Source organism: Flavobacterium sp. (assembly GCF_046073885.1).
GTDB lineage: Bacteria > Bacteroidota > Bacteroidia > Flavobacteriales > Flavobacteriaceae > Flavobacterium.
In genome coordinates, this window is sequence record NZ_JBJTND010000058.1 from 1 (window position 1) to 13,346 (window position 13,346).

General features: G+C 32.5%; 15 protein-coding genes and 1 pseudogene. 5 read left to right on the forward strand and 11 right to left on the reverse strand.

Going from position 1 to position 13,346, the window contains the following annotated elements:
- The 3 genes and pseudogenes from ACKOWY_RS07980 to ACKOWY_RS07990 all read right to left on the reverse strand — a co-directional run.
- Positions 1-848, reverse strand: a pseudogene (locus tag ACKOWY_RS07980) (hypothetical protein); the annotation flags it as partial.
- Positions 849-972: 124 nt separating this feature from the next.
- The gene (locus ACKOWY_RS07985) at positions 973-2,031 is read right to left on the reverse strand and encodes a nucleoid-associated protein (RefSeq protein WP_408940911.1); all 1,059 of its coding nucleotides are present in this window, start codon (positions 2,029-2,031) and stop codon (positions 973-975) included.
- A gap of 121 nt (positions 2,032-2,152) precedes the next feature.
- Positions 2,153-2,689 (reverse strand): IS1096 element passenger TnpR family protein, encoded by a 537-nt coding sequence (locus tag ACKOWY_RS07990; protein WP_408940912.1) that lies wholly within the window; start codon positions 2,687-2,689, stop codon positions 2,153-2,155.
- Positions 2,690-2,819: 130 nt separating this feature from the next.
- On the opposite strand from ACKOWY_RS07990, the gene yaaA reads away from it, so the two are divergent.
- Complete coding sequence (gene yaaA / locus ACKOWY_RS07995) at positions 2,820-3,581, forward strand: peroxide stress protein YaaA (protein ID WP_408940913.1); 762 nt, start codon at positions 2,820-2,822, stop codon at positions 3,579-3,581.
- 39 nt (positions 3,582-3,620) lie between these two features.
- On the opposite strand, the gene ACKOWY_RS08000 is transcribed toward yaaA, so the two are convergent.
- From ACKOWY_RS08000 to ACKOWY_RS08035, 8 genes are all read right to left on the reverse strand, one after another.
- A complete protein-coding gene (locus ACKOWY_RS08000; RefSeq protein ID WP_408940914.1) occupies positions 3,621-5,198 on the reverse strand; it encodes a DHA2 family efflux MFS transporter permease subunit in 1,578 nt (525 codons plus the stop codon).
- A gap of 97 nt (positions 5,199-5,295) precedes the next feature.
- The gene (locus ACKOWY_RS08005) at positions 5,296-6,375 is read right to left on the reverse strand and encodes an HlyD family secretion protein (protein ID WP_408940915.1); all 1,080 of its coding nucleotides are present in this window, start codon (positions 6,373-6,375) and stop codon (positions 5,296-5,298) included.
- 8 nt (positions 6,376-6,383) lie between these two features.
- Entirely contained in the window at positions 6,384-7,619 is a 1,236-nt protein-coding gene (locus ACKOWY_RS08010) for a TolC family protein (RefSeq protein WP_408940916.1), read from the reverse strand.
- 67 nt (positions 7,620-7,686) lie between these two features.
- Positions 7,687-8,343, reverse strand: coding sequence for a TetR/AcrR family transcriptional regulator (locus ACKOWY_RS08015; RefSeq protein WP_408940917.1), 657 nt, complete (start codon positions 8,341-8,343; stop codon positions 7,687-7,689).
- A 187-nt stretch (positions 8,344-8,530) separates the two neighbouring features.
- Positions 8,531-9,097 (reverse strand): anthranilate synthase component II, encoded by a 567-nt coding sequence (locus ACKOWY_RS08020; protein ID WP_408940918.1) that lies wholly within the window; start codon positions 9,095-9,097, stop codon positions 8,531-8,533.
- Positions 9,098-9,175: 78 nt separating this feature from the next.
- Positions 9,176-9,739, reverse strand: a complete 564-nt coding sequence (locus ACKOWY_RS08025; protein ID WP_408940919.1) for a YceI family protein — start codon at positions 9,737-9,739, stop codon at positions 9,176-9,178.
- Positions 9,740-9,765: 26 nt separating this feature from the next.
- Entirely contained in the window at positions 9,766-10,398 is a 633-nt protein-coding gene (locus ACKOWY_RS08030) for an NAD(P)H-dependent oxidoreductase (protein ID WP_408940920.1), read from the reverse strand.
- Positions 10,399-10,403: 5 nt separating this feature from the next.
- Positions 10,404-10,862, reverse strand: coding sequence for a MarR family winged helix-turn-helix transcriptional regulator (locus ACKOWY_RS08035; RefSeq protein ID WP_408940921.1), 459 nt, complete (start codon positions 10,860-10,862; stop codon positions 10,404-10,406).
- Positions 10,863-11,022: 160 nt separating this feature from the next.
- On the opposite strand from ACKOWY_RS08035, the gene ACKOWY_RS08040 reads away from it, so the two are divergent.
- The 4 genes from ACKOWY_RS08040 to ACKOWY_RS08055 form a co-directional block, all read left to right on the forward strand.
- Positions 11,023-11,337 (forward strand): rhodanese-like domain-containing protein, encoded by a 315-nt coding sequence (locus ACKOWY_RS08040; RefSeq protein ID WP_408940922.1) that lies wholly within the window; start codon positions 11,023-11,025, stop codon positions 11,335-11,337.
- 269 nt (positions 11,338-11,606) lie between these two features.
- Positions 11,607-12,095: a transcriptional regulator gene (locus tag ACKOWY_RS08045; protein WP_408940923.1), complete on the forward strand. Its 489-nt coding sequence runs from the start codon at positions 11,607-11,609 to the stop codon at positions 12,093-12,095.
- Positions 12,096-12,099: 4 nt separating this feature from the next.
- Positions 12,100-12,756, forward strand: a complete 657-nt coding sequence (locus tag ACKOWY_RS08050) for a nucleotidyl transferase AbiEii/AbiGii toxin family protein (protein ID WP_408940924.1) — start codon at positions 12,100-12,102, stop codon at positions 12,754-12,756.
- Between the two features lie 187 nt (positions 12,757-12,943).
- The coding region (locus ACKOWY_RS08055; protein ID WP_408940925.1) for a transcriptional regulator at positions 12,944-13,346 on the forward strand (403 nt) is incomplete at its 3' end.

The window sequence follows — 13,346 nt, forward strand, 5'->3', positions numbered from 1 at the left end:
CGGTTTTCAAAATACGCACCATAAGCAAGCCTTGTTAATGGAGAAAAGAATTGTCTTTCTAACTTTGCACTTCGGGTTATATTGCCATTTATATCATTATTGTAGATAAAAGTCGTTTTTATATAGGTGTTTTTTATATTGTTAATGGTATAACTAGCGGTGTAGGCTCTTTTTCCGTCTTCAAATCTTTTGGTGAAATCATTTTCAATTTCGTGACCCAGACCAAAAAAATTTCTTTCAGTTAAATCAAACCTACCTTTCGAATCTGAAATTGCGCCAGTTGGAATCAAACTCCAGGAATCTAAAATCCTCACAGAAACATCTACTGAATCTTTTGAATTTGGAATTTCAACTGGTTTAATAATGACACCTCTAACATAGCGTTGTCTTCTAATCAAACGCTCCGATTCTTTTGCGACAATGGAATCTAATGGTTCATTTTTCTTGAAAAGTAGTAAATTTCGAATTGTCCAGTTTTTTGTTTTTAAATGTAGTCGGTTTCCAAACTTCTCAAATCCTTTATTGGGTTCATCTTTATAATTATCAACGGCATAGCCAAAAGGATCTAAAGTTTCAATCCTTATTTCTCTGATGATTTTACCTTCGTTCCTGTCAAATGTTTTTTTGATTAGAAACTTTTTCCTTGCATTTTTTTGAGAAGAAGTTTCAACTCTTTTAGATTTAAAAAGCATACGATAAATAAGCTTTTTAAACTTACTTTTCTTAGAATAATCTTCAATTTTTTTGTAAACTTTTACAGAATCGTTACCACTATTTTTTTCCTGCGCATTAAAAATTTGGCAGCAAAAAAAGAACAATAAAAAGAAATAATAGTATTTGAATTTCATAGCAAACAAATATAATAGCTTTTGGGAATGGTAATTTATATAATTTCCACTTTTATTTATCTAATGAAAATAAAAAATCCCCAACTGCTTATAACAATTGGGGATTTTTTTTCGATAAGGTAAACTAGCTTTTCTGTTCTTTATTAAAATATACTAGGTAATAATACATTTGCTTTTCTTCATCCCAGCCTTTTTCTACAAATTTCTCTGCACTTTCCGGATTGATGAAATCTAATTTGATTTGAATATTGGTATCAAGATTAATCACATTTTTAATTGATTTCCTGGCATCCGAAACGGCATTGTTTGCAATAGGAAAAGTAGTCACATCTTCAATGCTGTATTTTTCACCTTTATCTACTTTATAGTTTTTGAATTCCGGAATCAGGTCTGGGTTGTCAATTACTTCATTCAGGAAATTGCTTTCTTCAAACTGGTCGTTTTTGGCAAAATAATTCACCGAGCGATTCATGAACATTACTTCTTCTTTCTTGTCTTCGGCTGGAAATACAACATCTTTGGCAAATCCCTGACAGAATTTTAAATACTTTTTGGTAATAAAATTTTCATCCTGAAAAGCATCAACAGAAAGGAAATGCTCTAACCAATAACGCGTGTCATAACGGTTGCTGTCAACAGTTAAAATCTTGTAGCCTTCCTCTTTTTTGTAGTTAAAAATCAGGCAGCCTTTGTCTAGTTTATTAAGATTAATTCCTTGCTGTAAAATCATTTTTAGTGTTTTTCCTTTTTCTTCAAACTGCATGAAGTCAGTCATGATTTCGCTTTTAAAAATACCAATTGCATCAACAACATTGTTATCGATACTAAGATTTGTCAAATAAGCCACATATACTTCACCATTCTTTATATGTGGATGATTGGATTGTTCAAAAAGATGCGTTGTAATCTTCTTTGAAACGGCGTGAATTTCACTTGGGTTAGTAAATATTTCAGTCGCAAAGTTAAACATATCGTTGTATTCCAAATCTACTTCGTGTGCAAACTGGAAATAGTTTTCTTCCTTTTCGCGAAATGATTTGAAGAAATATTCCTTTAAAAGCGGGACAATTTCGTCATTTAAATTATAGGCTTCCTCCGAAAGAAATTGGTCTTCATTACGGCTTTTGTTTCCAATTCGGTGAATGGATAATGACTCGATGTGAGTGTTAAATAAATTTATCATTTTGTTTTGTTAGAACAAAGAAAATAGAATATAGAACATAGATGTTCCGATAAATTGCTATCGTTCTTTGATTAAATTTTAAAGTCTTTTTTCTATTCTCTTTACTCTATTTTCTCAAAGATTAATTCCAATTCTCCTCAAACCCGAAATCTTCAAAACTGTCATCACCACCAAAAGCATCTAAATCGTCTTCATCTAAATCATCTTCAAACTCTGAATAGAAATCTTCTCCTTCGGCTTCAAACTCTTTTTCCGGAGCAATCTCTGGTAATTCGCCATGAGAAAATAATAAACTAGGATATGTTTCTCCGGTTTCTGATTCTTCAACTGCAGCAAGTTCGACTAAGAATGTCCACATATTGATAAAATCATAAACATAAATTATCTTAGTCTGGTCTTCATCAAGTAATTGATTTAATGGATAATCACTCATCGTTTTTTGTTCACCAGGAATATCGCCGGTATCAAACATCGGAATTTCATCTTCCTGATTCCATGTATCGTCACAAGTGTAAAATGAAGCAACTTCTAATCCGTCAAAACCAAAAGCATTTACAATAGCATTATGCAAATCTTCTAATGTATCAGTTTCTAAGATGGCGATATCTCTAAATACATCTTCTTCTGCATCTAGAATTACTCTAAATTTATAGACCATAGGTTGTAATTTTATTTGAGACCTCAAATGTAAAATATTAATTAGGAATATCGAATTAAGAAATACGAATTGTTGATAATATTTTTAATTGAAAAGGAATTTGTATTTTTGGGTTTTCAACCCAATAGCTATGAAAATTGTAATCTCTCCAGCCAAATCTTTAGATTTTGAAAGTCCGTTGCCTACACAAGATTATTCTGTGTACGGATTTCAAAAACAGTCGCTAGCAATAGATAAGGTGCTCAAGAAAAAAAAGCCAAAACAATTAGCCGAATTAATGGATATTTCTATGAATTTGGCCGATTTAAATTGGAAACGCAACCAAGAGCGCAATGTAGCCGAAATTACACCTGAAAATGCTCGTCCTGCAATTTTTGCTTTTAACGGTGAAGTATATGTTGGTTTGGATGCCTATTCGTTATCGGAAGACAAAATAAAATTAATACAAGACCGATTACGCATTTTATCTGGGCTATATGGTTTGCTAAAACCATTAGATTTAATGCAGCCGTATCGATTGGAAATGGGAACTAAGTTAGCTATAGGTGCTAAAAAAAATCTATACGAATTTTGGAAAGCAACAATAACTAAAGAATTGAATGCACAATTAGAAAAAGAGGAGCTTTTTATCAATTTGGCTAGTGGCGAATATTTTGATGCCGTTGATGTGAGGCAATTAAAAGTACCTGTAATTACTCCAGAATTTAAAGATTATAAAGACGGCAAACTCAAAATGATTAGTTTTTTTGCCAAAAAGGCTAGGGGTTTGATGGTTCGATATATTGTAGATACCAACGCAAAAACTATAGAGGATTTGAAAGGTTTTAATTATGAAGGCTATTCATTTGACGCCAACCTTAGTAAAGGAAATACTCTAGTTTTTACAAGATAATATAATAAAAAAAACCTCTGAATTTCAGAGGTTTTTTTATTAATGGGCTGCTTCTGCAGGATTGATTTTGTTTTGTCCTTTTTTGATTAAAAAGATAATCGGAATGCAAAATAGGAACAATAATCCTAGAGACATAAATATATCCATGTAAGACAATACCGTGCCTTGCTTCATAACCGAAAAATCAAGTACTTGATATGCTTTTTTAAGCGCTTCGTTGGCGCTAAATCCTTTCGACATAAATCCTTTTTGTAAAGCAATAATTCGTTGTTGCACTTCCAATCGGCTGCCGTCTAGATTTCGCAATAAATCAACGCGGTGTTTTTGATTAAGTCGAGATATGAATGTGGTAATGATTGCTATACCAAAAGACCCTCCCAATTGTCGCATCATCCCTGTGAAGGCTGCACCTTCACCTATACTTTTTCCTTTTAATGTAGAAAGCGATAGGGTAGTGATTGGTACAAAAAGTAATCCCATTCCAATTCCTCTTAATATTAAAGGCCAAAAGAAATGTTCTACTCCAGTATCAGGTGTCATAGCATTTCGCATCATGAATGTAAACAGAAAGAAAACAACAAATCCTACTGCAACCATATAACCTTGCGGAACTCCTTTTTGAATCATTTTTCCAATAAATGGCATCATGAAAGCAGTTGTTAACGATCCAGGTATTAATAACAAACCTGCATCGGTCGCGGTCCATCCTAAAATAGATTGAGTGTATATTGGTATAATTAGAGTAGATCCATACAATCCAAATCCTAATATGAAAGACATCAATATACCAATTCTTAGATTTCCATCTTTCAATACACTTAGATTTACAATTGGAAATTTATAGCTTAATTGCCTCCAGATAAAAGCCAATAATCCTAATAAAGAAACGATACTCAAGGTTAGGATTAACTGGTCGTTGAACCAATCATCTTGCTGCCCGTGTTCTAATACAAATTGTAACGATCCAATAAAACTAGCTAAGAAAAAGATTCCCCACCAATCCACCTGATTGGCTTTTAGCTTTTCGCCATACTTCGGACTTCTAACAAAGGTTAGCGTAAGTATTGTTGCAATTATTCCAATTGGAATGTTGATGTAAAAAATAAACGGCCATGAAAAGTGGTCTACAATATATCCTCCAAGAGGAGGTCCTAAAGTAGGGCCTACAATTACGCCCATTCCGTAAATAGCTTGTGCCATTCCGCGTTTTGCAGCAGGATAACTTTCGGTAATAATGGTTTGAGCCGTAACAAGCAGGGCGCCTCCGCCAAGACCTTGAATAAATCGAAATACTACAAGTTCCCAGATATTCGAGGCATTTCCGCAAAGGAAAGAAGAAACGGTAAATATAATTATTGAAAAGGCAAAGTAATTTCTTCTGCCAAATTGTTGCGACAGCCAACTCGTCATCGGAATTACAATTACATTGGCAATGGCATAGGCGGTAATTACCCAGGCCACATCGGTAAGTGTAGCACCGAGACTACCTCGCATGTTGGTAAGCGCTACATTCACAATGGTAGTATCAACAATTTCAAGCAATGCACAAAGCACTGCAGTAATTGTGATTATTACCCTGCGGTAACCATATTCTACTAAATCGTCTGCTTGAACCATTTTAATAATAGATTTTTAGATTCTTAGATAGTTGGATTATTAGATATTAGATTCTTAGCTAAGAAGTCTAAATATTTAGCTTTCTAACTGTCTAATGTTATTTTAAATGTACATCTACATCTACATTCATTCCCGGACGAAGTAATTTTACTTTTTCGGCATCATTATCGGTGTCAATAGCAATTTTAACAGGCAAACGTTGGATTGTTTTAACAAAGTTTCCGGTAGCATTGTCTGGAGGTAAAATTGAAAATCGTGCTCCTGTAGCTGGTGAAAAGCTTGTAATGGTTCCGTTAAAATCGGTGTCAGGGTATGCATCCACTTTAATGGTTACCTTTTGACCAATTACCATTTTGTTTAATTGCGTTTCTTTAAAGTTTGCTATTACCCACGCTTCCGCATTATTGATAATATAAAATAAAGATTGACCTGGTTGTACAAATTGGCCAGGTTGAACAGCTATTTTAGAAACTTGTCCGTCAATTGCTGCTGTAACAACGGTGTAGTCTAAATTTAATTTTGCAGCGTCTAAAAAAGCTTGTGCTTTTTTAATATTTGCCGAAGCAACTTCTGCTTGTTTATTAGAAACTGTAGTTCGAGCGGAAGCTACATTTTTTTGATAAGCGCTGGCTTTTTGTTGCTCTTGCAAAATACGCAATTGGGTTTGCGCTTCTAATTTTGCTGCTTCTGCCTGCTCATATTGTTGTTTTGTTATGCTGTGGTTTTTATAAAGATTAGCATAGCGATCAAAATCATTTGAAGCTCTTGTCAATCTGATTTTAGCAGTTTCGATATTTCCACTTGCTGATTGCATATTGGCATCCGATACCGAAACATTTGCTTGTGCAGTTCCAATATCAGCTTTTGATGCTTCAAAACTTCCTTCAGCAGATAATAATGCTGCTTTAGCTTCTTCAACTTTAACTAAATAATCTTTATTATCAATTGTGAATAAGGTATCTCCCTTTTTTACAAAGTCATTGTCTTTTACATATACTTTAGTAATGTACCCGGCAACCCTTGGAATTATTGGGTTCATATTTTTTTCAATCTGAGCATCATCGGTTGTTTCATGTGCTTGAGAATGCAAATATTTGTATGTTCCGTAGGATCCTCCAACAAGAATTAAAACAGCAAATATTAGAATGAATTTTTTATTAGTTTGAGACTTTTCCATGAGTATTATTATTTAGTTGGTGTTGTTAAATTGAATGAATTAATTAGTTTTCCTGATGCAAATTGTAATTGATAGTATTTAAGAGCAATTTCTGCTTGACTTAAAGAAAGGTTAATGGTGCTTTGTAATTGTTGAACATCAGCTTCCAATAAATCATTTGTGTTTGCTAGATTATTATCATATTTGTCTTTGATGATGCGATAGTTTTCGGTTGCTTGTTCTGAAGCCAGTGCGTAAACTTTGTTTTGTTTTAAGGCCAGTGCATAATTTTCTTCCGCTTGTTGAATTTCTTCTTTTATTTTATCAGATAGTTGGGCTGTGGCTTGTTTAGCCTCTTCGAATTTGATTTTGGCAAGTTTAACTTGTTTTCCATTTTTAAAAAGAGAGGCCAAGTCATAATTGAAGCCAATACCATAATTCATTGCGTTGGTTACCGAAAGGGTGTTTTTTAAATCAAATGCAATGTAACCGCCTGTTAATGCTAGAGAAGGGAAGTAGCCCGCTTTTGCAATTTTGATACCTGCCTCACTTGCTTTTTGTTTGTAATTTAAAGCCTCTAAGTCATTTCGTAAAGCAGAAGTGTTTTGAGATTGGTTTTTAGCCATATCTCTTTTCACGGCTTCAATATCAATATCTATGCTGGTGCCTTCAGATAGTTTTAATAGAGAAACCAATTGATAATTGAATACATTCACATTCTTTTGTGCGGTTGCTAGTGATAGTGCTACATTCGACTCTTGGAGTTGTACTTTTAATAAATCATTTCGGGCAATCAAACCATTGTCTACCATTGCAGAAAAATCTTTAGTGCGTTGTTGAGCACTTTTAAGATTTTCTTTAAGTAAATTAACCATTTCGGTTGATTTATATAGACCTGCAAATAATTCAACTACATTCAAAGCCAATTCTTCTTTAGTGTGTGATGCAGTAAAGCTTTGTGCCTTGAATGAATTTTCTGAGGCAACAATACTATTTTTTATTTTGAATCCGCTAAAAATCGGCATCGACACATTGGCTTGTCCAAGAAGTAACTGGCTCACGTCAAGTCCTCCGCCCGCTCCTCCTAAGTGAGAGTTTACATTTGCGCCTGTTAATTTTAGGTATTGCCCAGAAATTTTTGCAGATGGATATTGGTTGTTCTTTAGAATCTCCATTTCTAATTTGGAGGCTGCCACTTTAGTATTGGCTAAAACGGCCTCATTGCTGTTGTTGATTACAAGAGCAATAGCGTCTGTGAGTGACATTGTTTTCTTCTCTTGAGCGAAATTTTTCGAACTCAAAGAGATAAAAAACAAAAATCCTAGCATTAATTTAGTTTTCATGAATAAGTAGGGCTTTTATTGTTTTTTGAATGTGTTTGGTTAAATCAATTTTTATATAATTTTCATATTTTTCTTCCGAGTCAAGTTGTAATAATTCCTCAAAAAAACTTTTATTCATATGAAAATGTGTCGTTGTTCCTACTATTATTGAAGGAATTAAAGCAATATTTATATTTGGTTGAAAGATTCCTTGTTGTTGACCCTCCAGAATAATATTTTCTAATAGTTTTAAATTGTTTCTTTTTACTTGGGTAAATTCCTCTAAGTTTAGTTCTCTTTTAGTGGTAGATAGCTCAAAATGTAAAATATGATACATATGACGATTGGAGTTTATCCTTTCTATGTAATATTCAATCAATCGATCTATTTTTTCAATAGGAGAGATGCTCTCAATTGAAAGTGATTCCAAATGCAATTGAAGTCCCGAAATACGGTATAAGACTATTGCCTCCAGTAGCTTTTCTTTAGATCCAAAATAATAAGAAATCATTGCCACATTAATATTGGCAATTTTCGCAATTTCTCTAACGGAAGTTCCATCAAAACCTTCTTCGGCAAAAAGTTGCTCGGCGACAAGAAGAATCTCTATTTGCTTTTCGTTAAATTCCATTACTGAATAATTTGAATCGGTTGCAAATTTAAACATTCGTTTAAATTAAACACTTGTTTAATTAATTATTAACGATTATTTAACCAGTTTTTAATCATAGATAATATCTATAATATGTGTTTATAAATTTAAAAATCAATTGTATAATAGATTTTATTTAAATAATAAATTTAATTAATTTTATTTTTAACTTAATAATTAGTTAAACAAAAATAAGGGTTCATTATTCTTCAATCCAGTTGGATAATATGATTTTTCCGGATGGGGTAAGTATACTTTCGGGATGAAATTGAATTCCTTTTACATTGAAATTTTTATGGCGAATCGACATGATTTCTCCGTTATTGGTGGTTGAGGTAATTTCTAATGATTCAGGAAAATTCAAGGAGTCAATTACCCAAGAATGGTATCTCCCTACTTGTAGTTGTTGCGGTAAGGTATTAAAAAGGGAATCAGTTCCTGTTTGAGTTATGGTGTCAGAAACCCCGTGATGTACTTTTGGGAGATTGCGTAATTTTGCCCCAAATACTTCTCCTATTGCTTGATGTCCAAGGCAAATTCCTAGTATTTTTTTTGTTGAAGCATAAATTTTAATAATTTCTAATAAAAGTCCTGATTCTGAAGGAATTCCAGGGCCTGGAGATAGTAAAATAGCCTCAAAATCTTTTAGCTCTTCTAACTCAAATTCATCATTTCGAAAAACTATAACTTTACAGTTTAGATCTTCTAAATAATGCACCAAATTAAAAGTGAAGCTATCGTAATTGTCTATGAGTGCTATTTTTTTCATGGAGCAAATATAATATAACTGCATAAAAAAAGCCTTAAAGAAATCTTTAAGGCTTTTTTGTTTGAAATTGATAGTTTATTAGAACTGTAAATTTACAGTTAATTCAAACTCATCAGCAATAGCTTTATCTCCTAAGCTATCAAAGAAGCTTCCAGAACCATATTTAATTCCGTATTTAGTTCTGTCAATTTTTAACGCAGAATTAGCTTTATTACCTTTTACTGTGATTGTAAAGTTAATAGGAGCAGTTACATCTTTTAATGTTAAATCACCTGTAACATTGTAAACGCCATTTCCTTTATCAGCAATTTTTTTGAAAACTAATTTTGATGTTGGGTATTTATCAGTTCCAAAGAAGTCATCAGCTTTTAAGTGACCATTTAATTTTTCTTGGTATTCTCCAGTTAAATCCGTTGAAGTTAAACTTGTCATATCCACTACAAATGTTCCGCCAGTTAATTTTTTTCCTTTAAAAATAAGGCTTCCTTCTTTTAAGTTGATCGTTCCACTGTGTTGACCAGTTACTTTTTTTCCTAACCAAGCGATGCTACTTTTTGCAGCGTCAACTTTTTTTACTTGTGCAGTAGCAATTGTAGATACAGTTACTAATAATGCGATTGCGATTGATTTTAAATTTTTCATTTTTGTTTATTATTTGGGTTATTGAATTAAATGGTAATGAATAAATCTTCGTTAGATTTTCTAACTTTTGCACCGTGTTGTGTAGCATCTTCTTCATGACGGTATCCTACAGCAGCAACAAGAGCGGCATTTAAGTTTAATTTATCTAAACCTAAAATCTCATTGTATTGAGCAGGTACAAATCCTTCCATTGGAGTTACATCTATTTTAAGTTCTGCAGCAGCATTTAATAAATTACCTAAAGCAATATAGGTTTGTTTAGAAGTCCAAATAGGTTTTACTTCTTCTGGCATATTTCCAATTGCTCCTTTCATGTAATCTCCATATCCAGATAACGCTTCTGCAGGTACATTACGTGTCGCAGCAATGTTGTTGATGTATCCATCTACATCAGCATCAGTTACTGTAGTTTGATTTGCAAAAACAATTAAATGAGATGCATCTACAACTTGAGTCTGACCCCATGAAGCATCTTTAAGTTTTGCTCTTACTTCTGGATTTTCAACTACAATTACTTTGTATAATTGCAATCCGAAAGAAGAAGCAGATAAGCGAATAGCTTCTTTTAAAGTGGCTAAATCTTCAGCAGATACTTTTTTTGAAGCATCAAATTTTTTTGTGGCGTAACGCCATTTTGCATTTTCATTAAATTGACTCATAGTATTTATTTTAAGGTTCTATATTTTTCTAATAAGGTGTTGAGTTGTGCTTTTTCGGTAGCACTTAAATTATCGGCAAATTGATTTTCATATTCGATAACCTTAGGATCTAGAATCTTTAATAATTCCAAACCTTTATTGGTGATTAATACTTCAATTTTTCTTCTATTTTCAGGGCATACCTCTCGAGTTACTAATTCTTTAAGTAGTAATTTATCAATCAATCGAGTGGTGTTGCTGTTTTTGGATAACATTCGTTCTTGAATGATACACATGTTAGCAGGACGACCCTTTTGACCTCTCAAAATGCGTAATACATTGTATTGTTCGCTTGATAAATCGTATGGTTTAATGATCTCATTAAATTTATCGGCAACAACATTTTGAGTATAAATAATATTCAGGATGATTTTTTTAGAATCGTCAAGATTAATATTTGATTTTACAACTTTCTCAATTTCCATATTGGGGCACTCAATATTTGTAGGTACAAATGTAACTAAATTTTTATTTGTATATACAAATGTCATGTTATTTTTTTGTTAAGATAAAAAAAGGCTTTGTTTTGCGTTGAATATTTAATATGAAGAAAATTCCTATTTTTGAAAAAAAAAAATAATCCATATGAATTTATCACAAGAAGACTGGGCAAGCCAGTTGGCAGCCGACACCAATGCTGAAATACTTGATGTACGTACCGAAGACGAATGGCAAGACGGAATCATTCCGGGTGCAATATTAAATGACATTTATAAAGGACAAGGATTTATCTATCGATTAGAAGAGTTGGACAAATCTAAAAATTACTATGTGTATTGTAAAGCAGGAGGGAGAAGTGCTCAAGCCTGTTCGATCATGAATCAAATAGGTTTTGCAAATACCTATAATTTAGAAGGCGGCATGATGCACTGGGAAGGTGCAGTTGTAGCTCCTGAGTAAAAAATAAAAAAAAAGCCCCTAATATTATGGGCTTTTTTTGTGGAACAGCGAGGAATTATCTCGAACTATTTCATGTCGGATTTGGAACTTTTAAATAAAAAAAATAGCCTCTTAAATTTTAGAGGCTATTGGTTCAACTCGTGGAACAGCGAGGAATTATCTCGAACTATTTCATGTCGGATTTGGAACTTTTAAATACTAATGGGAAAAAAATAATTGATTTTAAATAGTTTTTACTATATGTAAACAAATTTGTTTACATTTGTACAATGAATAATTATTTAGAAAAATACAAGGGAATCCATCCTGGAATAATTTTGGAGCGTGAATTTAAAAAAAGAGCGCTGCACCAAAGACCTTTTGCTTTGTCAATAGGTGAACATCCACAAACTTTAAATGCAATTACTAAAGGTAAGCGTAAGTTGAATACAACTTTAGCGCTTAAGATTGAAGAAAAACTTGGATTTGAAGAAGGTTCGTTAGCAATTCTTCAAACCTACTTTGATATAAATGAAGAAAAACAGAAGAAGGTAACGAATAAACCCAATATAAAATTATTGCGAAAATCTTTATTTTGGGATACTGAAATTAGTAAAATAGAATGGAACAAACAGTTTAGTGCGGTTATTAGAAGAGTATTTGAGAGAGGGAATGAAATTGAAAAACAAGAATTAATTCGATTTTACGGTTCAGAAAAAATAAATAATGTGCTCAATCAAGTAACGGTTTTGCCATATACAATCTATACTAACAAATAGCAAAATGCTTTACTATAATACTGTAAATGATTTATTGAAAAAGAGCTTGCTGCAATTAATGGATGCAGAGGAATTTGCAAGTTTTAGATTAGTTGGAGGTACTGCCTTGAGTCTTCAAGTAGGGCATAGAGAATCGATTGACATCGATCTTTTTAGTGATGTGGATTACGGTGAGATTGATTTTGATTCAATTGAAAAGTATTTAACATTAAATTTTCCATATGTGGATCATTTTTCAAATAATATACCCGGAATTGGTAAGTCTTATCTAATAGGAGAGAACAACGACAACACCATAAAGCTCGATATTTTTTACACCGATAAATTTATCCAGCCCGTTATAATTGAAGATTCTATTAAAATGGCTTCTATTGAGGAGATTATTGCCATGAAGCTCGATGTGATTCAAAGAGGCGGGCGAAAAAAAGATTTTTGGGATTTACATGAGCTTTTTGAAAATTATAATTTAGCTCAAATGTTAGCCTTGCATGAGCAAAGATATCCCTACTCTCATGATAGGGAATTGCTAATAAATAACTTCACTAATTTTAATTTTGCTGATGATGAATTCAACCCCATTTGTTTTAGAGGGAAATACTGGGAATTTATTAAAGAAGATATTGAAGAAATAATTGTAAAATTTAAATCTAAATTGATTTAAGTGATTATTTAAAAAAAAAATAGCCTCTAAAATTTTAGAGGCTATTGGTTCAACTCGTGGAGCAGAGAGGAGTCCTCTCGAACTATTTCATGTCGGATTTGGAACTTTTAAATACTATTTGTTGTAAAAATATTTATAATAAATAGTTTTTTTACTAAATGTAAACAAATTTGTTTACATTTGTACTATGAATAATTATTTAGAAAAATACAAGGGAATCCATCCTGGAATTATTTTGGAGCGTGAATTTAAAAAAAGAGCGCTGCATCAAAGACCTTTTGCTTTGTCTATAGGCGAACATCCACAAACTATAAATGCAATTACTAAAGGTAAGCGTAAGTTAAATACCGCTTTAGCACTTAAGATTGAAGAAAAACTTGGATTTGAAGAAGGTTCGTTAGCAATACTTCAAACCTACTTTGACATAAATGAAGAAAAACATAAAATTGAAACAAATAGACCCAATATAAAATTATTGCGAAAATCTTTATTTTGGGATACTGACATTAGTAAAATAGAATGGAATAAACAGTTTAGTGCGGTAATTAGAAGAGTATTTGAGAGAGGGAATGAAATTGAAAAACAAGAAT

Excerpts from the sequence above, each read along its gene's own strand:
- ACKOWY_RS08020 (WP_408940918.1), bottom strand. The coding sequence starts at position 9,097 with ATGAAAAAAATAGCACTCATAGACAATTACGATAGCTTCACTTTTAAT.
- ACKOWY_RS08035 (WP_408940921.1), bottom strand. The coding sequence starts at position 10,862 with ATGGAAATTGAGAAAGTTGTAAAATCAAATATTAATCTTGACGATTCT.
- ACKOWY_RS08025 (WP_408940919.1), bottom strand. The coding sequence starts at position 9,739 with ATGAAAAATTTAAAATCAATCGCAATCGCATTATTAGTAACTGTATCT.
- ACKOWY_RS08045 (WP_408940923.1), top strand. The coding sequence starts at position 11,607 with ATGAATAATTATTTAGAAAAATACAAGGGAATCCATCCTGGAATAATT.
- ACKOWY_RS08000 (WP_408940914.1), bottom strand. The coding sequence starts at position 5,198 with ATGGTTCAAGCAGACGATTTAGTAGAATATGGTTACCGCAGGGTAATA.
- ACKOWY_RS07985 (WP_408940911.1), bottom strand. The coding sequence starts at position 2,031 with ATGATAAATTTATTTAACACTCACATCGAGTCATTATCCATTCACCGA.
- ACKOWY_RS07990 (WP_408940912.1), bottom strand. The coding sequence starts at position 2,689 with ATGGTCTATAAATTTAGAGTAATTCTAGATGCAGAAGAAGATGTATTT.
- ACKOWY_RS08030 (WP_408940920.1), bottom strand. The coding sequence starts at position 10,398 with ATGAGTCAATTTAATGAAAATGCAAAATGGCGTTACGCCACAAAAAAA.
- ACKOWY_RS08015 (WP_408940917.1), bottom strand. The coding sequence starts at position 8,343 with ATGTTTAAATTTGCAACCGATTCAAATTATTCAGTAATGGAATTTAAC.
- ACKOWY_RS08040 (WP_408940922.1), top strand. The coding sequence starts at position 11,023 with ATGAATTTATCACAAGAAGACTGGGCAAGCCAGTTGGCAGCCGACACC.
- ACKOWY_RS08010 (WP_408940916.1), bottom strand. The coding sequence starts at position 7,619 with ATGTCACTCACAGACGCTATTGCTCTTGTAATCAACAACAGCAATGAG.
- ACKOWY_RS08005 (WP_408940915.1), bottom strand. The coding sequence starts at position 6,375 with ATGGAAAAGTCTCAAACTAATAAAAAATTCATTCTAATATTTGCTGTT.
- ACKOWY_RS08050 (WP_408940924.1), top strand. The coding sequence starts at position 12,100 with ATGCTTTACTATAATACTGTAAATGATTTATTGAAAAAGAGCTTGCTG.
- yaaA (WP_408940913.1), top strand. The coding sequence starts at position 2,820 with ATGAAAATTGTAATCTCTCCAGCCAAATCTTTAGATTTTGAAAGTCCG.